The 19,295-nt window shown below is 42.6% G+C and carries 17 protein-coding genes and 1 tRNA gene; 9 read left to right on the top strand and 9 right to left on the bottom strand.

The window, feature by feature from the left end; genetic code table 11:
• The first annotated feature begins 59 nt into the window (after positions 1 to 59).
• Positions 60 to 833 carry a radical SAM protein gene (locus Vsou_RS03145; protein ID WP_188602812.1) on the top strand — a complete coding sequence of 258 codons (774 nt, stop codon included), beginning with the start codon at positions 60 to 62 and terminating at the stop codon, positions 831 to 833.
• A 39-nt stretch (positions 834 to 872) separates the two neighbouring features.
• On the opposite strand, the gene Vsou_RS03140 is transcribed toward Vsou_RS03145, so the two are convergent.
• Together Vsou_RS03140 and Vsou_RS03135 are read right to left on the bottom strand one after the other, a co-directional pair.
• Entirely contained in the window at positions 873 to 1,457 is a 585-nt protein-coding gene (locus Vsou_RS03140; protein WP_188602811.1) for a hypothetical protein, read from the bottom strand.
• A gap of 59 nt (positions 1,458 to 1,516) precedes the next feature.
• Entirely contained in the window at positions 1,517 to 2,107 is a 591-nt protein-coding gene (locus Vsou_RS03135; RefSeq protein ID WP_188602810.1) for a hypothetical protein, read from the bottom strand.
• Positions 2,108 to 2,245: 138 nt separating this feature from the next.
• Here Vsou_RS03135 and Vsou_RS03130 point away from each other — a divergent pair, with 138 nt between their 5' ends.
• From Vsou_RS03130 to Vsou_RS03110, 5 genes are all read left to right on the top strand, one after another.
• Entirely contained in the window at positions 2,246 to 2,572 is a 327-nt protein-coding gene (locus tag Vsou_RS03130; RefSeq protein ID WP_188602809.1) for an ArsR/SmtB family transcription factor, read from the top strand.
• Positions 2,553 to 2,831: a hypothetical protein gene (locus Vsou_RS03125; RefSeq protein WP_188602808.1), complete on the top strand. Its 279-nt coding sequence runs from the start codon at positions 2,553 to 2,555 to the stop codon at positions 2,829 to 2,831. Before Vsou_RS03130 ends, Vsou_RS03125 begins: the two co-directional genes overlap by 20 nt.
• Positions 2,832 to 2,836: 5 nt before the next feature.
• Positions 2,837 to 3,583, top strand: coding sequence for a hypothetical protein (locus Vsou_RS03120; RefSeq protein WP_188602807.1), 747 nt, complete (start codon positions 2,837 to 2,839; stop codon positions 3,581 to 3,583).
• Positions 3,584 to 3,825: 242 nt separating this feature from the next.
• Positions 3,826 to 4,950, top strand: coding sequence for an MFS transporter (locus tag Vsou_RS03115; protein WP_188602806.1), 1,125 nt, complete (start codon positions 3,826 to 3,828; stop codon positions 4,948 to 4,950).
• 679 nt (positions 4,951 to 5,629) lie between these two features.
• Positions 5,630 to 6,289, top strand: a complete 660-nt coding sequence (locus Vsou_RS03110) for a hypothetical protein (RefSeq protein ID WP_188602805.1) — start codon at positions 5,630 to 5,632, stop codon at positions 6,287 to 6,289.
• Positions 6,290 to 6,328: 39 nt separating this feature from the next.
• On the opposite strand, the gene Vsou_RS03105 is transcribed toward Vsou_RS03110, so the two are convergent.
• From Vsou_RS03105 to Vsou_RS03080, 6 genes are all read right to left on the bottom strand, one after another.
• Positions 6,329 to 7,234, bottom strand: a complete 906-nt coding sequence (locus tag Vsou_RS03105; RefSeq protein WP_188602804.1) for a hypothetical protein — start codon at positions 7,232 to 7,234, stop codon at positions 6,329 to 6,331.
• 147 nt (positions 7,235 to 7,381) lie between these two features.
• Positions 7,382 to 12,085, bottom strand: a complete 4,704-nt coding sequence (locus Vsou_RS03100) for an outer membrane protein assembly factor BamB family protein (protein WP_264890764.1) — start codon at positions 12,083 to 12,085, stop codon at positions 7,382 to 7,384.
• A 177-nt stretch (positions 12,086 to 12,262) separates the two neighbouring features.
• A tRNA-Gln gene (locus Vsou_RS03095) sits at positions 12,263 to 12,355 on the bottom strand.
• Positions 12,356 to 12,410: 55 nt separating this feature from the next.
• The gene (locus Vsou_RS03090) at positions 12,411 to 12,839 is read right to left on the bottom strand and encodes a MaoC/PaaZ C-terminal domain-containing protein (protein ID WP_188602861.1); all 429 of its coding nucleotides are present in this window, start codon (positions 12,837 to 12,839) and stop codon (positions 12,411 to 12,413) included.
• A 75-nt stretch (positions 12,840 to 12,914) separates the two neighbouring features.
• Positions 12,915 to 13,532, bottom strand: coding sequence for a hypothetical protein (locus Vsou_RS03085; RefSeq protein ID WP_188602802.1), 618 nt, complete (start codon positions 13,530 to 13,532; stop codon positions 12,915 to 12,917).
• Between the two features lie 179 nt (positions 13,533 to 13,711).
• Positions 13,712 to 14,422, bottom strand: a complete 711-nt coding sequence (locus tag Vsou_RS03080; RefSeq protein WP_188602801.1) for an MBL fold metallo-hydrolase — start codon at positions 14,420 to 14,422, stop codon at positions 13,712 to 13,714.
• A gap of 158 nt (positions 14,423 to 14,580) precedes the next feature.
• On the opposite strand from Vsou_RS03080, the gene Vsou_RS03075 reads away from it, so the two are divergent.
• The 3 genes from Vsou_RS03075 to Vsou_RS03065 all read left to right on the top strand — a co-directional run bounded on the left by Vsou_RS03075 (position 14,581) and on the right by Vsou_RS03065 (position 18,544).
• A complete protein-coding gene (locus tag Vsou_RS03075) occupies positions 14,581 to 15,237 on the top strand; it encodes a hypothetical protein (RefSeq protein ID WP_229709744.1) in 657 nt (218 codons plus the stop codon).
• Between the two features lie 65 nt (positions 15,238 to 15,302).
• Positions 15,303 to 17,522, top strand: a complete 2,220-nt coding sequence (locus tag Vsou_RS03070; protein ID WP_188602800.1) for an elongation factor EF-2 — start codon at positions 15,303 to 15,305, stop codon at positions 17,520 to 17,522.
• 56 nt (positions 17,523 to 17,578) lie between these two features.
• A complete protein-coding gene (locus Vsou_RS03065; RefSeq protein WP_188602799.1) occupies positions 17,579 to 18,544 on the top strand; it encodes an Mrp/NBP35 family ATP-binding protein in 966 nt (321 codons plus the stop codon).
• Here the strand turns inward: Vsou_RS03065 and Vsou_RS03060 are convergent.
• Complete coding sequence (locus Vsou_RS03060; protein WP_188602798.1) at positions 18,539 to 19,282, bottom strand: hypothetical protein; 744 nt, start codon at positions 19,280 to 19,282, stop codon at positions 18,539 to 18,541. The two genes, Vsou_RS03065 and Vsou_RS03060, sit on opposite strands and share 6 nt — an antisense overlap.
• Between the last annotated feature and the right edge of the window lie 13 nt (positions 19,283 to 19,295).

Genomic DNA, 19,295 nt, shown 5'->3' with positions numbered 1-19,295 from the left:
TTTAATGCATTATTAATTTTTAATGGCCATATTTAAAAATAGGATTCCTAACCAACCATGTGAGTACAAGGATTAGTCACATAACGTATTACGTAGACATACGCTCAGCCTACGTACAATTCCTAGGATGTAATTTTACCTGCCCATGGTGCATAAGGAGGCTGACTCCATGGGATCATCACCTAAACAATAATGAACTGGCCAGATTGAAGTTTCAAGGATTATTAAGCATGGATGAATTTCTAGAAATAATCAATTATGCAATAACGAATTATGGTTTAGAGGAGGCCGTTCTTGGGGGTGAGGAGCCGACGATTGATCCCGCATTACCAATGATAATCAGGGATTTAAGAAATAGAAAGTTAAGGACAAGAATACTGACGAATGCCTATGAAATAAGTGGTGAATTACTTAACGAACTGAGGCAGTGCATTAATTGCGAGACTGTTGTTGGAATTAAAACCCTTGATCCAAATAAGCACATTAAATACACTGGAAAGCTCCTCGAACCTATCCTAAGGAACATAAGGCGATTAATTGAGGATAATGTAAGGGTTATCTTCGAAACCGTGTTAATACCTGGCTTAAACGATGTTGAAGACATTGAGGAAATCGCGAAATACCTGGCAAGTATTGTGAGGGACCCAGTCCTAATAATTGACCCATTGATACCAAAACCAGGCACACCATGGAGGAGACCGACACAGGAGGAGCTAGGCGGGGCAATGAGAAGGGCAGGTAAGTATGTCAGGGTAATTACCCATGAAACATCAGGAAGGCCCAGTAGGGTAATCGTATTATACCCAAGGCCTCGCTATAAATTGGCAAAGTAGGCAAGGTCCCTCTTGCGGTCATTAGGTAATTACCTGGACTTATTTCCTTGACCATCTAATTAGCACAATCCCACCAAATAATAAAGCAGTACATATTAGTAACGGCGGTATAAGTAATAGTAAGACCGCTGGATTACCTGCGGTCTGCTGGCTGTATGTTAATGATTGCCTATAATCACACGATAATAATGCATAGGTTGAATTTACTTGATACGGCCACACCAACAATACATAGCCTGGCCTTAACTCAGTCGTTATACTTGTGTAATTGCCCGTAAAGTTTACGCCATGAACCATCGATAAATTAACCCAATGGGTAAAGAACGATGATTGGTACGTATCGTTGAATGGCAATAATGATGATACTGGTACAATGGCTATCTTGAAATATGCGTTAATTGCCGTTAGTGTTATTCTTGTGGGTGCTGATACCGTTATGGTAAGTACGACTGAATTGTTTGTGATCGTGAATGATGATGAACCACCCAAAATAGCTACCGGCTTGACTATCATGTACATGGGTATGAGGAAGAGCATACCAAGGATCACGGCAACACCTATCGCCATGAGTATAACGCCAAAAACAAGCGCCAATACCTTACTAAGGGGCCTTGAATGGCTCATTATGCTGAGCCTTTTCTATTATTTAAAAATCTTGCACTTCCTAAGAGAGTTTGTACACGCTATTTGTTTCGTATTCTTGGCAATATGATCATTACAATTCCGATTATTACCAGAAATACACCTAGTGATGACATGAATAATTGTGTTGTTAAGGGGATATATCCTTTCATTAATGGTGGGCGCCCTCTATACTGCATGGTGAGGTAAATTGTCGCATTTGGTGGGGTGATTCTATATAACCATATGATCAATGCCTGGCCTTGGTTTAAGTTTATTATAATTTTCGCGTGATTACTTGTGAGCCTTATGAGCCCTAGATTGGATAGATTAGCCCTGTAAAAGGACCAGTATGGGTATGCAAGTATTATTAGTTGTTTACGTGATGATAGCGTGGGTGCCTGTGTGAATGGTACAACGGCTGCTCTGAAGTACGCATTTACAGCTGTTACGTTTACATTGATTGGACGCGTGGCATTTATTATAAGTACTTCAGTTGTCCTATTGGTTACATACCATGTTTGCCCTTTAACAATTGGTAAACTATTGGTTATGTTAATCGGTATTATAACCAGGACTATTATTATAATGGTTAACCCAAATGCGGCAATAAGCATACCAGGTATTAGGTCTTCCAGGTTATTGTCCTTCATACTATGATAATTACATACCTTGATCACTATTTATCCTTAACTGCTTACATCGTTGAGTATGATGTTTAATTAGTTATATTATAAATACTTGAGTAATGTTTAAAAACTAGTAATTTTTTAATTACCTGATCGATATGTATGTCGGAGGTAAAATCCCTGGAGGACTTGGCAAGGGCCATGGATGCCCTGGGCCATCCAATAAGGCTAAGGATAATCGCTCTCCTGAAACTAAATGGGCCCCTCTATCTAGCGGATATTGCGAAGAGACTTGGTATAAGCAGGGCATTGGCAAAGGTTCACTTGAACAAGCTTCAGAGGGCTGGTTTGGTTATCTCGAGGGTGGAGTTAATACCTGGGGAGGCGAGGGCCCTGAGGTACTACCAATTAGTGGACTTCAAATTAATCGTGGACCCAGACTACATAGTGAAGCTAATAGGTGGTGGTGATGAGCAACGGGCTAAGTGAAAGAGGGTTAATAATTGTGTCTGCTATTGTGTGGTTTGCCATAGCCGCGTCAATTGCCTTTATTGTAGCTTATGCGGGTATTGATGGTATTCCATTCGCCTTCGTAGTACTTATTGTTGCTATACCAGTGTGGGCAAGGGTGATTAGGGAAAGAAACAAGGCCGGCGCTGACCTGGAGAGGCAGATAACCGAGTTGAGCAATAGAATCAGTGAGTTGAGTGCCAAGATTGAGGAGCTTAAGAAAGCAATGGAGGAGTGATAAAGATGGATTACACAATTAAGGCAATTATTGCGATAATTATTGCCGCAACCTTGACCTACTTAGTGATATACGTAGTACCCACATTGCTACCCCGACTAACTTACAATGCAAACTACAACACAGAGCCCACAGTTATAATAAGCTCAGAGGTACCTGGCTCCATATACGTGACCACGTACAATGGCCCCCAAATTAAGATAAGCAACGTAATAACCTATACCCCATTAATACCACGACCAAGCATGCATTATGAAGCAATGCAGACCAACAACGCCCTATCCATACAGTTTATCTCAATCACATGCCCAAGGGAGCAATTCTACCCCATATACACATGCATTCCCAACACTGGTGTATACCTGCCAAAAGGAGTCAAGGAGCTCCTAATAAATTACTCAGCATCGATCATAAACATCCAAGTCAATAACATGAGTAATGCCTACCTAGCCCTATCGAGCTCAGTCATAAATGTAAAACTGGAAAACATAGGCAATACGACACTGAGAGTATCATCAACAACAGGCGTAATCAAAATACAGGGGCCAGGAAACTACAGCATTAATGTGACAGGCTCATCAATAACCATAGACACACCACCCAATACCTGCATACAAATAAACGCAGTATCAAGTTCCATAACATACCCAGGAGGCACAATAGAGGGCACAGGCTCAAAGTACATGATGCAATCAACGTGCATAACTCACATCATTGTTCAATCCATGTCAAGTACTGTTTCGATAAATTAACCACGAATTATATCAAATCAAAATCAATCATGGCCATCTATTACGACTTCGATGGCAGATCATCAATTAATCAACTCCACTGCAAAATATTATTTAAAACGCATGTTTTTCCTTAATCCTTAGCGCCTTACTTCATTGCAAGGCTTGATTAATAATCATGAATATTAATAATTCGTAGTATTCGGGCAGTTAAAGTTTATTAAGGAACCGGTGTCCAAGGGCACCACCTTGGTGAGAACCCTGTGGATAGAGGCAAATTCCTTGTCATAGGCTTTGTGGTTATGTGCTTTAACTCACTTTATCAATACTCCTGGAATGCACTGGAACCACTTCTAATAACTGGGTTTAAGGCCAGCGTGGTTCAGGTGGCCCTGGGCTTTGCATTGTTTAGTATATTCTCATCACTATTTCAACCAGTGGGTGGTCATTTCGCGGACAAGAATGGACCTAAGAAGGTCGGCATAATAGCCTCAGTGCTGTCCGCATTGGGTTTCCTGGGAACCTACGCATCCCACGATATTTACTACTTCTATGTGTTTTGGTCCATGGGCAGCATTGGTGAGGGCATACTCTATGGCATAGCGGCTAACATGGCAATGAAGTGGTTTAGGGATAGGATGGGGTTCGCCACAGGCATTGTGTCCATGGGCTTCGGCCTAGGCTCCGCCATTGCCAACCCCTTCATATCAATGGCCCCTAATTACAGGATAGTAACGTTGGTCATAGGACTTATTGAGGTAATGGTACTGCCCGTACTGCTGTGGTTTTCGGAGTACCCAATAAAACTAGCCGGACAACCACCTGGTCAGGTAATTCTAACCGGCAGATTCTGGTTGATTTATATGTCATTCGTGGGAGCCGTCGTGCCCTTAGCAGTGGTGTCCTCCGAGCTATCTGTAGTTGGCAAAGAATTGCCCCAATGGGAACTCGTTACGCTAATATCAGTACTACCCCTATTAAGTGGCGGTATGAGACCTATCTTTGGATTTATTGCGGATAGGTTAGGCATACTGAGAACTACACTTCTTCTTAACGCCCTACTAACCATTGGAGCCGTATTGCTCTGGGCAGGCCAGGTGGCGGCATCCACAGTACTAATAGGCTTTGCGGGAGGTTCCATGATTACGCTATACTTCAACGTAGCCGGTGAAGTCTTCGGGACTAGGTTTTCCACGGTAAATAGCGGAATACTATACACAGGCAAGGCGCTCGGCGGTATACTAGGAAGCCTAGCATTCGCTTTAATATACACCATCAGTGCAACCTGGGCAATGCTATTCAACACATCCCTAACACTGATCGGCGTATTAGCACTACTCCCAGTACTACTAATGACAAGAAGCACCATAAAAGTCAAAGCAAAGTAAGTTAGCACCACGATTAAATCACTCCACTACCTTTTAAATTAACATATGGTGTTTGATTATGACAATTTGTTTCTGGCTAGGGTATTCATGACAATGCTAGTAGTCGCTTCGTTCCATACAGCTTTCTTAATGAACGCAATTACTAGGGCACTACTTAGTCAACCTCTGGTGATTATAAAATACTTGCCATATTCAGGAATTTCACGCAACAATGGAGTGCACATAATGAGTATGCCGCGATATACAAAGCACTATTTAACTATAATATTCTGTATAGAAATTTTTTAGATATAATGCGATTATTTAATTAAATTATGAATAAAATAATAGTATATGTGAAATAATATTATAATAATATGAGATAACCACATTATTTTATTTCAAAAGATTTCTTAATTATTACTATTGATAAATTTGCAATGTAAAATATAGTATTATATATAAAATTCATGCACTAAATAAATGGATCCGAGAATCAAATAATAAATACTTTATTATAAATTCAAATAATGATTTAAAATAAATTTATGAATTTCGTTTTTAGATAGATTTTTAAATCATCAATATTAATTTATATGTGCAACTTAAGAAGTATTATCTTGATAACGATTTACAGTTTTTGTTGACAGCTATGACTAAGTTATTATTTTATGTTCCCTGTGCTAAATTCACCGATTTGATGAGAGTGACCTCGTGGCACCAACAAAAGCTATCCAGGATATTGGACAAGGGTATCAAGATGGGTTTTATTATTAAGTGCGTTAGTGGTGAGGGTTATGACCTCGCACTGCCTGTGTCACGCAGGAGCCTAATTAGTAGGGGTAAGATAGTACTCAATGTTAATGAGCTTACGGACAATTACCTAATTATGAAGCACAATGTCTCTATAACGATGCAGAACACGGGCCTTGTGGATATAAATAACGTCTTCATAAGGGTTTATGGAGATATCGACTGGGATGAACCACTAAGGTTCAGGTGCGGTGATGTAAAGGTAATGGAGAGACTGGAGAGGGATAAATGCCCATTAAATATGTGCAACCTTGTTTTTAATCTAGGCAAACCAATGGCCCCAGGAAGCACCTTTAACTACAATTACTCATTCAACCTATACTACTACCCACCAAGAGATTACTTCAGCTTAGACATACTCAATAACATTAAGGATATTATAATAAGGATACCGAGGAGCTACGGCATAAATGGACGAATAAGCTTAGGTGATGTGGAATTAACAGGTTATGGCTCAGTGAGGACTAGCATAAGCAAGAGGTACAACATAGTGCATGGAATATCATTAACGCCACCAGGAACACTAAAAATACCAATACAAATATAAGCATGATACTTTTTAATTATGATTATGTAAACGAATTATTTAGCCATTGGTTACACCCGAACATGTGTTAGCTGAACCAATGGGTATCGTCTCCTCACCCATTACCGGATTTGCCGTAAACCCAGTGCAGAATGGTGCTCCATTCACATAGAAGTAATGGGAACCATCTGTTAACCATAGTACTATATAAATGGGGCCGCATCCCTGATAACCGTAGGGATAGCCATTATAACCACAACTATTTTGATTATTAGGGGCACTTTGAATTGCAGTTATATATAGCTGCTTTCCGTTATATGTAATAGTTAACTGCGTCTGCGTTGGTGTTAATATGGCCACATACTCAGGCTTATTAAGAGTTAATGTAATCGAGTTCTCGCCCATGAAGATCGATGTACCTTGCGTTAATTGGAGATTGAAGCTTTGACTTGTTACAGGTTGCGAACTAATAAGTAAGTAAAGTATTGTCGGAGTTTGCGTAGTAAAGACATAAGTGCCTGGACCAAGTGTTAAATTCGTATAAGGCGTATATGTTCCTATATCAAGGCCATAATAAGTACCGGCGGGTAATGTTGTTGGTGTTCCTGAGGTTGTGAAGGGTGTCTGCATGGATATGCATGCATCGTACTTGGACTGTAGGTTCGTGTAATTAATCGTTAGTGAATTGTACCTTGACTGCAGGGTACTGTATTGGCTTTGAAGTGAATTGTACTGGGATTGTAGGGTATTATAATTACCCTCTAAGGAGTTATAACTGCTTTCCAAGTTAGTATAGTTAGTCATTAATGAATTGTACTTGGAAAGTAATGAGTTGTATTCTGCCTCTAATGATTGATACACCGGTTTATAACTAAGTATTGCTGTGTACCATTGGTACGCGAAGAAAACGGAAACAATAGCCAGGGCAATCACGGCAACCAATAACCCAACCATACCCATGTTCATCAAACAACCACCATACCCCTTATTTCCAGAACATATTTAAGGAATTGTCACGGTATTCCGTGACAAAAATCACTAAATTAATATAAGAGGTCTTGTCGTAAGAGAAATAGAATTTTGATTTTAATGGGAAATGCCGTAACGCTGGACTTACTTGAATTGCGTTATTATTTTCTGGTTGCTTGTCACTGTGTCTGTTATTACGTAGGCTCCATACAAGTTGGTGCCGCTCATGGCGTTGCCATTAACGTAAATACCACCCACAGTGAAGCCTGGCAATGGCCATGCGTATATGGTGATTGTGGTGTTAATGGGTAGTTCCAGGCTTTCTATTGTTGGTCCATTAAGTATTAATTGTCTCTGGCCAAGGCCTGGCTCATTAACTAATGCTATGACACCACCACCGCTCGTTACATTTAACGCCACGCTCATCGTTGGTTCACAATTAATTATTATCGTCTCATAATTAGGTCCGTAGTTTAGGCTTAATGTGTTCGATGGTTCATAGGTTATTGATGGGCTTGGGCAATGCCCTAATCTAGTGACGTTGAACGTCACGGTAGTCCCGGGCTCACCAATATAGGCAGGTCCAAAACTCATCGATCCTACGCCCATGTAATCGGCATACCAACCATTGGAGGCCATTGCAGAAACAAGCCAACTGGCGTAGCTAGGGGCAATAACGTTGACGAATGCATATGACGGGGGTGGCGGAATAGTCATAGACACTGGCGTTGTGGTTGTCGTTGTTAGGAAAGGTACGCCAATTAGGTCTGTGGAGTTTATTATGGTTGCCTCATTAGGCTCCAGCTCAGCCGTTGTGGAATTAACAATAACCCTAGTACTGCTCATATAGAAACCTGTTACGTTCAAGCTTGCTGAGGAACTAGATGTAATGGTGAGACCATATGGCCTTAAGCCAATGGTGACATTGATTGGTTTGCTTGATGTTGCGTTGATTAGGAAGCCCTTGATTGAGGAGCTTGAGACCTGCATTATGAATATGCCAACACTGGTGCCTATTGGATCAACCTCGAGATCACCATCGTACTGGTTGGGTATTGCGAAGACCTCAACATCACCATCAAAAACACCAGTACTACCAGGAATATAACCAACAAAGGACTGCGAATCACCCCACTGGTTAAAGGTATCATACATGGAAGAATTACCCTTAAGGTAAACCTTAGCATTAATCTCATTAGACTGAGAACCAGCATAAACAACAATAAGAGTATACGGCGACAACTCCTCAGTAATATTAGCACATTTAACATTAACACAACTACTACTAAAACTACTAAACCAACTCCACCTAGCCGGAGTAGGCTCTATTACGAAGAATGTAATGTATGTGGTGCCATCGGGCCATGTATAATGGAAGGTATCAGTTGATGGATTGTATATAGCAACCCTAATAGTACCCGGAAAGACAGGGTCGCTAATCAGTATTGCATAAGAGCCATTGGCAAGCTTCGCGTAACCCCAGGCAACAACAGCATGTATAACAGAGGGGTAACCAATAGCATAACCTATACCTACCCCGGTGGCAGATCTACTAAACATCACTAACGCAACTGGGTGCCCGCTATTTAAAATATTAATTAGTAAATTAAAGTCATTAGGGGTTAGACTTACAATAGCCCATGATCCAATAAGAAAGGATTTAAATTGAAAATAATTATTTGGGTCAAAAAATTGATGTACTGCAATCTCTAATGCCGCTGGCATTAAATTGTACTGGGGTGGCGAAATGAGCAGATCATCACTTAAATTAACATAACCTAGGTATAATTGTGCAGTATAAGCTGGTGTCGTGGTCAGTCCATAATCCTGCAACGGATAATAGGGCACTACTAAGCTATCTATCGTATTTTCGCCACGTATATAGCGGTTGAAGTATAGTATTGCCGTACTCGAGAGCCCATAACAATTACCGTCAGGTGAATAATTAGTGCCGTAATTGGCGTAGGAGTACATATCGAGAAACGGATTCCAATTATTCACAACGCCGTACTCATTACCCTCAGAGATAAAAACAATGTATATTAAATCATTTGATGAAGATTGAAAGCTAAAGCCGTGTCCACTCGTGTATGCTTCCTGTGGCCATAGTAGGTCCGTTAGATTTATCGTGAGTTGGCTTGGTATTGGTATGTAGGTAACGCCATTGTTTGTATAATCATTGATGTTAATCGTAACCACGTAATTAGTTATACCACTAAAATCAACACTCACTAAATTAAGGCTAGAAAGTGAAACCGCAGTGCTATATCCAGGTAAACCAATACCATATAAAGTATTATTTATAAGTTTTCCAAGCTCTTCTAACATTACATTAGAACCTTGTGTGTATCCTACATAATAATCAGCAACATTATAGTAGGATGTGTATTGATCAAGATACCATTCACCATGATAAAAGCCTGTAGCTGCGCCGACACCAAAGACGTAATTACTGGAACTCGGTGGCGTAAAGTAGCCATTTAGATTAAGTGCAAAAAACGATATTGCAAACCCCCATGTAAATGCTATCCCCATTAGTGTATTGGTACTTGGATCATAACTAATTTCAATTTTCACAGAGTATGGTGCAAAAATTGATTCTGATCCTATTCCGTTCCATGCCTTTATCACTTGGCCTTTTGGCCCTATTATCCACACGTTCCATTGCCCAACAACGCCCACTTGCCTATACACGTTCTGCCAAATTGGGTCCCATTGAACAACTATGTACGGTGTTGTGCTTTGTGGGAAGAATACATTGCCCATTACTGGGCTTACACCTGATATCGAGTATGAGGGCACGTTATTATTGAACTGCGGCCCAATACCCCAATTACTTGGATTCAGGAATAGGTAGAACACGAAGCCATCGCCAGGAACAGACCCAGTACTTGAGAAACCACTACCGTTAATTTCAAGGTTAACCACCTTATTACTGTCGAAGTAGCTTTGCCAAAACACGGCACCATACGTGTCCGGTGTATCATTAGTTAGTATGAGCGCGTTATTCTGAATTTGGGCATCACCAACGAGTATGTAGGATGTGGTTGTTGACGATGCCTGGATTATTTGTGTCCAGCTGTATTGGTCTGTGGCTATTGGTTGGCCTAGTGGTTGCTGTGTCGTTACATTGAGTACTGCGTATGCGTAGTACGTGCCCGGTTGGCTTGGTGTGTATGTGAATGTCACAGTGTTTGTTCCTGGGCTTAGGGTTACTGACTGCGTGAGTACCTGGGCGCTTGATTGGCTCTCCTGGCTTGAAACATAGACAGTGACTACCCCATTGAGGCTTGTGTCCTGTGAGTTGTTGATGACTACGTTTATTGTGTACGCACCACTGCTTGATTGTGTGGCATACATATTCTCAATCCATGGCATGTCTCTGGTGAAGTTGTAGGTGCTGGTTTGGCCTGCCGTGACCGTGACCGTTAAGTTACCCCAATACTCCGTGTAGTTAAGGCCTGAATTCGGGTAGTGGTATATGTATAGCACATATGTGCCGGGCGGCACATTACTGAATATCAACTGCGAGTTACTGTTCATGTAGGCCCAGGCAAACACTTGGAAATTCGAATTCATCAGTAGGCCATAAACAGCTCCTGGGACTGTGGATGCGGGCTTACCATTAACATTAAACACATTGATAACAGCATTACCGTACTGTGGCACCACTTGGCTTGGTGCAAGGATTATTAGTCCTCCTTCTGTTCCTACTGCCACTACCTGCCCGTTGGTTGTTATGGCTATTGAGTCGCTTATGTCGTAGGGTAGTGTTGCCATGGCTATTACGTTACCTTGTGTATCTAATTCATAGAGTTGGTTATTAAGACCTGCAATTACCGTGCCGTTATTGAAGACAATTACTGAGGGCCAGGACCAGGTACTTGTGCTTGGGAATATTGTTGCGTGGTACATAAGGCCGTTAGTGCTGAATAGGTATACACCATTGTATTGTGATCCAACGCCGTCTGTGGCTACTGCGAAGTACTCACCATTTGGTGACATGTATAGTGGATTGCCACCTGTGAATTGGTTATTACCCACGGTACCCGTCACATAACTCCAAACGACCTGCCCATTCAAGTTAAATAATGTCGTGTTACCTCCATTAACGTTGAATAGGTCCATCGTCTGTACAATGACGTAATCACCACTTGGCGTTATCGCCGTGAAGAATGGGTCATAACCACCACCATACGTGTAACTCCAAACCAACTGACCAGTATTGTTAAAGTAGAATACTGTGCCGCCGTTAGCCCATCCATTACCCATTGAGAAGGCGAAGTAGCCATTACCGCTGAATAGTGGATATCCACGGGTGCCATGTGGCACACCAGTGTATGGTTGGTATGTGAACATCCAAATAACCTCACCATTACTGAGACTCAGTAACATGGCATCGGGCGCACCCGTGTTATTCCAGGAAATGCCGAAGGTTACGAGGACTAAATCACTATAACTATCAACACCTGTTGCACTATTCCCAGGCTCTAGGTCGTTATCAACCCATACTACTCCCCCATTGATGTTGATTAACATGACATCACTATTGCAGTCCGCAACAATTATGTACTCATCACCAACAAACGTTAATGGGTGATTACCATCGTTATATACGCAGATCTGAGCTGGCAATGGCTTACTCCATAGTATCTTACCATTATCTATGAGGAATAACGTTGCTGTACCATTGGGATTATTAGTGACAGCCGCAATATAACCACTCGGTGATACTGCGGTAGCCACGACATTACCAATTGGTATAAGGGTGAAGCCCAGCTCATTGGGTGACGCCTTAGTAACAACAACCATCGAGAAAGCTATGGTGAAGAACGTAACTATAAACATTGTAATTACAATGGTCCTAACTGAGGGCTTAATAGTCGTGAACCATCACCATTAGGGCTTGTTCAGAGTTGAACTATAAGGTTTTGTCACGGTACTTCGTGACAAGTAACGAAATCCATCTCAAATGAACACGAACCAAAAACACCAGGATAAAGTCCCATTATCTGCAATATAAATTGGTAGCCGGGCCCGGATTCGAACCGGGGTCAACGGGTTTCTACCCTGTACAGGCCCAAAGCCCGCCATCCTTGGCCGCTAGACGACCCGGCTAATAACAAGGTCAAGGAACCAGTTTAAAAGCGCTACGCACCGTGGTCATTGACTTTTACGTTTTTATTACATTTTTCTTCATTGCTGGTCCTCTTGCTACCATTAGTTTTGTTTCTATTGTGGCTACGGTTTCGCCGTTTTGGTTCTTTACCTCATGCTTGAAGGTTATTACCCCGCCATTGTATTTATTGCTTGGTTTTTTATCAGCAACCTCGGACTCCACGTAGATTGTATCGCCTATCTTCACTGGTTTGAGGAATTTGGAGTTAACCTCAAGTAGGGCTATTGTTGTTCCGGCAACTAACTGCGCAAAGAGCCCAAGTGCGAGTGATTGGACCAGTAGTCCATGTGCTACCCTGCCCTCGAATATTGATTCTCTTGCGAATAAGTCATCCACATGCAGTGGATTGTAGTCCCCTGTTAGTCCTGCGAATTGTATTATGTGGGTCTCGGTGACCGTTAATCCCTGTGACTTCATTTTCATTCCAACTTGGAAATCGTCGAAGGTATACGGTGGTAATTTTAGACTCACAAATTGATTTAGCGCACTGGATGTTTATTAGTATTTACCTGCATTGTTTGTCTTTTCCTTTCTATGACTAATGAACATTAGTGCAATTATTATGAGAACCACAAACGCAATCACTATCGCATAGTCCAGGTCTAGTGATGTGTATGGTGACTGCGCCTTGCCCATGGCCTTTGTTGTTTGCTGTGTATTGGGTGCTTGGGTTGTGTATTGTGAGTTCGTTGTTATGAAGTTTACTGTGTAATTGCCTGGGGCTAGGGTTATTACGACGCCATTGCTTGTTTCCCGGAAGTTCGTTATGTTATTTGGTATCGACGTTGGTAATACACCACTTCCAATGAATAATTGTACTTCGTAGTTCGATGACAATTGAAGTTGCAACGTTCCATTGTTCAGTATTTCTATGTAGGGCGTGTACTCTATTGTGATGTTGCCTTGATCTACCACTGGAATTATTAATTCATTATTATTTATATAATATGGTATTGATTGCCCTGTATCATTCACTACGGTCACGGGGCCCAGTGGTTCAACTGGTAATGTTATATTTACTAATGGCATTGGTACCTGTGCCGTTACGTTAATTAACACGAGTGAGTTATTTCCAGTTAGGTAAATAAGTACGAGTATCATCAATGCGCTCATCATACCTCTATACCTCGCGTTCCGTGTTAAAAAGTCTTTCTATTATTAATTAGCTGACACCCTAAATCTATGATCAATTGGCAGGTGAAGTATGTGCCAGCATATCATTCACCACTGATCCTCCTAATTTCATTAAATATTACATACCGCTAGCCATCTACGCGACCCCTGGGCAGGAACCCTTAAGGACTATTCTGAGTTAATCCAGTAATAGGTAGGTTGAGAATGCTGCCTGTTCTGACGTCGCAATACTTCCCCGGGTATCGGGTACTTACATAATGCCTCGCCTCATCTCCAGAACAGTGCGCTGGGCATACGTACCTTGAGTACTTAGCGACTGAATCGAGTTGTTGCCTGGTTGGTCCATGGAATCCACCAACCACAAGGTAAACATCGCCAAACAAACCATACCCCCTCTTAACTATGTTATCAATGCCAGGGTGAGAACAACCAACCACAATAACCGAACCATAACCATTCAATTTAATAATTAGTGAGTGTTCATTAACGCCCATGCCCCTCATTACGCCGGTAGTTATTGTGTCCTCAAGGATCTCCCTTGGATCACTGACAACCACTGGGTTAAGGCCCCACCTACCTAGTGTATTATCCGTTTCAGGAACGTAAACCACTAACCCCTTCTTAATCTCACCTATGTACCTGAAACCCCCATAATGATCTGCATGGTAATGACTTAGGAATGCAGCATCGATCTTGCCGTGGTCTATGTTCAACGCCTTAATATTGTATTCCATCACCCTTGGTTCCGTATTTGCATCATAAAGCAATACCCATTTATCAGTCTCAATTAGTACGCTCCATCCCCAATCATTTAGTAATGGCGGATTTGCCTTATTATCATTGATCACCGTAAGCCTCATCCACCTAACCATTACCCATTAATGTAACCTAAGAGGCTAATTAATATTAAATTCCCTAAGGTCCTTATGTTGATTTGATGATGATATGCATCTCCGCCGATTGGTGAGGAGTTTAGCCTGGGGCTGATTCTTCGTGGGAACATTACTTATAAAGCAATGCGATTACCAACATGATGTGGGTTAAGGCCGTAAACTATGGTGTCAATTACAGTATTAGTGAGTCGGTGATTAACCTGCTCAGGGGGAACGCATTAGGTGAGTCTGACGTAGTTAGCTTCATAATTGCGATGTTTAACAATGCCCGTTTATTTGGTGTTCCTGGAGATGTGCGTAGTGTCTATGTTCATGGAAGGGTTAGTTATAGGCATGTCTATGGTTACGTTATGTATATCCGGAGGTATAACTCCGTCAGTATTCATATTAGTAGTGGTCGTATTAGGCATGATTTCAGCAACTGCGCAGTCTACTGGGGTTGGCAAGTCCTTGCGCATGAAATAGCCCACTTGGTTGGGGTTGGTGGTGGTCACTATCTTAGGCACAGCCATACTCACCTTAATGTAGCCAGGGAATTACTACTCACTTCGTTACCTGCGGAGGTGGCAGCCCCGTCTGTTTACTACCTACTGATTGATTACTCATTGAGTAACTGCAAGAGGGGTTATTCGAGGGTTTCTAGGGATTTTGTTCTCAATGAGTTGAATAGGGTGATTAACGACCACGCCATTGACGCCAAGCATTACCTTAATTGCTCTGATAAACTACGTTCAATAATTAATTCATGTAGCAGGTACGCGAGGAAAAATAGACGCAACAGACGCGGTGAGTAGTCCTTGTTACGTTTCGTTATTAGAAAGGTTTATTAGGAGTATTTAACGCTGGGTTTTGATTATCGATGGCAGTTAGGATCATTGAGAAGAAAATCGAGGATATACTATCAATGATGCGAAATCCCGCCCAAGTGAGGAATGCCGGTACACTGGCGCATGTTGACCACGGCAAAACAACCACAACAGACTCATTATTAATGGGCGCCGGTCTACTAAGCCCTAAGGTCGCTGGTAAGGCCCTTGCAATGGACTATGTGGAAATAGAACAATTAAGGCAAATGACCGTTAAGGCCGCGAACATAAGCCTATATTTCGAGTATGAAAGCAAACCATACATAATTAACTTCGTTGATACACCGGGACACGTTGACTTCACGGGACACGTGACGAGATCCCTTAGGGTTATGGATGGTGCGTTGGTCGTCGTTGACGCAGTTGAGGGCGTAATGACCCAAACCGAAACCGTAGTTAGACAGGCAATGGAGGAGATGGTTAGGCCCGTATTATTCGTCAATAAGATCGATAGGTTAATCAAGGAGCTCAGGCTTAACCCAAACGAGATCCAACAGAGGATTATTGAGATCGTTAAAGACTTCAACAACCTAATTGACATGTACGCAGACCCTGCCTTCAAGGATAAGTGGAAGGTCGACCCATCTAAGGGCCAGGTAGCCCTAGGCTCTGCATTATATAAGTGGGGTGTCACAATACCGCAGGCAGCAAAGGCTGGTCTTAAGTTCAGCAATATTGTCGATGCTTATGAGAAGAACTACGTTGAGGAATTATCCCAGGAATTCCCACTCCATAAGGCCATACTGAACATGATTGTTGAGCATGTTCCGCCACCAAACGTTGCCCAGAAGTATAGAATACCAAAGATATGGAAAGGCGACTTGAACTCACCACTGGGTAAGGCATTGCTTGAGGCTGACCCAGATGGCCCAACCGTAATGGCGATAAGTAAGATGAACAAGGACCCGCATGCCGGCTTAATAGCCACTGGCAGGGTTTTCAGTGGAACCGTTAGGGAGGGCGACGAAGTCTACCTAATAAACGCCAAGACAACAAAGAGGGTTCTGCAGACGTACCTATACATGGGTCCAAACAGGATAGTAATACCAGAGGTGCCTGCCGGCAACATAGTTGCCCTACTGGGCGTTGATGATGCTAGGGCTGGAGAAACCATAGTAGCTGCATCAATTAAGGATGCAGCCGCACCATTCGAGAGAATGAAGTATATAAGCGAGCCCGTGGTTACCGTAGCCATAGAACCAAAGAACCCAAACGACCTTGCAAAACTCGTTGAGGGACTTAGGGAGTTAACAATTGAGGACCCAACGCTAAGCCTAAAGATTGATGAGGAGACCGGCCAGATACTGCTGAGTGGTGTTGGTACGCTACACCTGGAGATTGCCGCATGGTTACTCAAGGAGAGGACTAAGCTGGACTTCACGGTATCACAGCCATTGGTTAGGTTTAGGGAAACCGTTAGGGCTGCATCACCGACCTTCGAGGGCAAGTCACCGAATAAGCACAATAGACTTTACATAAGTGTTGAGCCGCTTGACGAAGAGACCATTAGGCTAATTCAGTTTGGTGAGGTTACTGACGACCAGGATCCAAAGGAAAGGGCCAAGATACTTAGGGAGAAGGCTGGTTGGGATGCTGATGAGGCCAGGGGTATTTGGGCCATTGATGAGCAGTACATAAACGTATTAATAGATAAAACTACCGGTATACAATACCTAAGGGAAATAAGGGACTACATTGTGCAGGGCTTTAGGTGGTCTGTACAGTCAGGTCCATTGGCCCAGGAGCCAGTTAGGGGCGTGAAGGTTATACTTCATGATGCGGTGGTTCATGAGGACCCAGCACACAGGGGCCCTGCGCAAATAATGCCAGCTGCAAAGAATGCAATAATGGCTGGAATACTTGGGGCCAGGCCAACATTGCTTGAACCAATGCTATCTATAGAGGCTAAGACGACGCAGGAGAACATTGGTTCAGTAATCGGCGTGTTAAATAGGCATAGGGGTAAGGTCATTGATATGGTGCAGTCTGAGTACATGGTCGCAATAAAGGGTGAAGTACCTGTCATGGAGTCATTCACCCTCAGTGATGAGTTGAGAAGCGCCACTGCTGGTAGGGTGTTCTGGAGCCTTCAGTTCGCGAGGTGGTCACCAGTTCCTGAGAACATGCTTGTTGATATAGTGATGAAGATTAGGGAGAGGAAGGGATTACCGAAGGAGATTCCGAAGGTTGAGGACTTCATATCACAATACTAAAATAATTCGCCATAGGCGTTTGATTTTTAAATACATTAATTATAAATGTAATACGAATGCCCTCGCAGAACAGCCAAGGCGGAACCAATAAGATAAAGGTCTCTGTACAAAAGGCGGGTCCATTAGATACTGGTGAAATTGCGCAGACCATGAAGTCCATTAAGGCCAAGTTTGCAATAATGAGCGGTAAGGGCGGCGTCGGCAAGAGCTTCGTCACAGCAAGCCTGGCACTGGGCTTTGCAATGAGGGGCTACAGGGTTGGCATACTTGATGCCGATGTCTATGGCCCGACGATACCAAAACTACTCGGTCTAGTTGGCGCTAATCTTTACCTTAGTGAGGATGAGAAGATAATACCTGCTGAGGGGCCATTCGGCATAAAGGTGGTCTCCATGGACTTCCTACTACCCACTGATGACACCGCCGTCATTTGGAGGGGCCCATTGGTTGATAGGGCAATTAAGGACTTCCTGGGTAGTGTAGTTTGGGGTGACTTGGATGCATTGTTTATTGATTTACCGCCAGGCACAGGCGACGCGCCATTAACAATAGCCCAAACCCTTGCTAACGAAATGACCGGTAGTATAATAGTGACCGCACCAAGTGATGTTTCCAGGAGGATTGTACAGAAGACCATTGACTTCTCTAGGAAGGTGAAAGTACCAGTAACTGGTGTTGTGGAGAATATGTGCTGTTTCTATTGCCCTGATTCAGGTAAGACGTATTACATATTTGGGAAATTAATTGGTAAAGAAATGGCGGATAAGTACGGCATACCGTATCTCGGCATGATACCACTTGACCCAAGAATTGGAGAATCAAACGATCAGGGTGAACCATTTCTAATGAAGTATTCAACCTCGGATACCGCAAGGGCTATACTGAGCATTGTCGATACTATAATTGCCATGTATAAGGATAAGCTTGAGTCTAGGGTTGAAGCCCCTGCCAAGAAGCAAGTAAGATCATTACTTAAATTACCGGGCGAAGAGGAGGGTGACAAGGAATCGGAGAATTCATAGGTACTTCCTTAATGCCCTTGCAACCTCTATAATTGAATTAAAATCGCCAGGCGATGACAAATAAATGCCTGGGAAATATTGCAGTAATTCTCGAGCCCTCTCAAGGGCATCACCTACAGGGTCTGGCTTAGCTGTAATCTCCATGTTTAGAATCCTGCCTATGGTCCTTGCAGATTTACTTGTTATTATTAATAACGGCGGATAAACATCAATACCGTACTCCCTACTTATTATCGCCACTTTCCTCAGATCATCCATTGACAGGGTGTATTGAAGCATGGCAAAGTCAGGTTTAACCCTCAATCTATCCCTTATGTAATTCTCATCAAAACTTGATATTGATACCCCAAGCCTTGCCTCATTAACCTGTTCTGTACTCCTTAGGTACTCAATGGCGCTCACTGGCGTCAAGTCAGTAACTGCAGTAACACCTGGGCCCAAGTCACCCCTCATCAATAGATAACTCCTAATACCATTGGCTAAGCCACCCATAATTAATGCAGTGAGCCCAACCTTATTATGATCAGCTATCCTAATATTAGCCATAACCTCTACGTTAGAAAACCTATGCCTAATTAAGGCGCCAATTAGCACTGAGTTTGCTGATGGGGATGCGAACGTAGAGTCAGGAATGTCGATGTGAGTTATATAATCAACTACGTTACCTACCATACCTAAGTAATTATTTATGCTATCGATTCTCCTTAACGGAGGCAATTCAGCTATTAAAGTTGTCACTGAGATCAGATAC

Origin of the sequence: Vulcanisaeta souniana JCM 11219 (assembly GCF_026000775.1) — an archaeon.
Lineage (GTDB): Archaea > Thermoproteota > Thermoprotei > Thermoproteales > Thermocladiaceae > Vulcanisaeta > Vulcanisaeta souniana.
The sequence above is the reverse complement of the archived record's forward strand: the minus strand, read 5'-3'. Positions and strand labels throughout refer to the sequence as shown.

Excerpts from the sequence above, each read along its gene's own strand:
- Vsou_RS03080 (WP_188602801.1), bottom strand. The coding sequence starts at position 14,422 with ATGGTTAGGTGGATGAGGCTTACGGTGATCAATGATAATAAGGCAAAT.
- Vsou_RS03135 (WP_188602810.1), bottom strand. The coding sequence starts at position 2,107 with ATGAAGGACAATAACCTGGAAGACCTAATACCTGGTATGCTTATTGCC.
- Vsou_RS03140 (WP_188602811.1), bottom strand. The coding sequence starts at position 1,457 with ATGAGCCATTCAAGGCCCCTTAGTAAGGTATTGGCGCTTGTTTTTGGC.
- Vsou_RS03130 (WP_188602809.1), top strand. The coding sequence starts at position 2,246 with ATGTCGGAGGTAAAATCCCTGGAGGACTTGGCAAGGGCCATGGATGCC.
- Vsou_RS03070 (WP_188602800.1), top strand. The coding sequence starts at position 15,303 with ATGGCAGTTAGGATCATTGAGAAGAAAATCGAGGATATACTATCAATG.
- Vsou_RS03075 (WP_229709744.1), top strand. The coding sequence starts at position 14,581 with ATGATGTGGGTTAAGGCCGTAAACTATGGTGTCAATTACAGTATTAGT.
- Vsou_RS03085 (WP_188602802.1), bottom strand. The coding sequence starts at position 13,532 with ATGATGAGCGCATTGATGATACTCGTACTTATTTACCTAACTGGAAAT.
- Vsou_RS03110 (WP_188602805.1), top strand. The coding sequence starts at position 5,630 with ATGAGAGTGACCTCGTGGCACCAACAAAAGCTATCCAGGATATTGGAC.
- Vsou_RS03065 (WP_188602799.1), top strand. The coding sequence starts at position 17,579 with ATGCCCTCGCAGAACAGCCAAGGCGGAACCAATAAGATAAAGGTCTCT.
- Vsou_RS03100 (WP_264890764.1), bottom strand. The coding sequence starts at position 12,085 with ATGTTTATAGTTACGTTCTTCACCATAGCTTTCTCGATGGTTGTTGTT.
- Vsou_RS03090 (WP_188602861.1), bottom strand. The coding sequence starts at position 12,839 with ATGAAAATGAAGTCACAGGGATTAACGGTCACCGAGACCCACATAATA.
- Vsou_RS03120 (WP_188602807.1), top strand. The coding sequence starts at position 2,837 with ATGGATTACACAATTAAGGCAATTATTGCGATAATTATTGCCGCAACC.
- Vsou_RS03105 (WP_188602804.1), bottom strand. The coding sequence starts at position 7,234 with ATGAACATGGGTATGGTTGGGTTATTGGTTGCCGTGATTGCCCTGGCT.
- Vsou_RS03125 (WP_188602808.1), top strand. The coding sequence starts at position 2,553 with ATGAGCAACGGGCTAAGTGAAAGAGGGTTAATAATTGTGTCTGCTATT.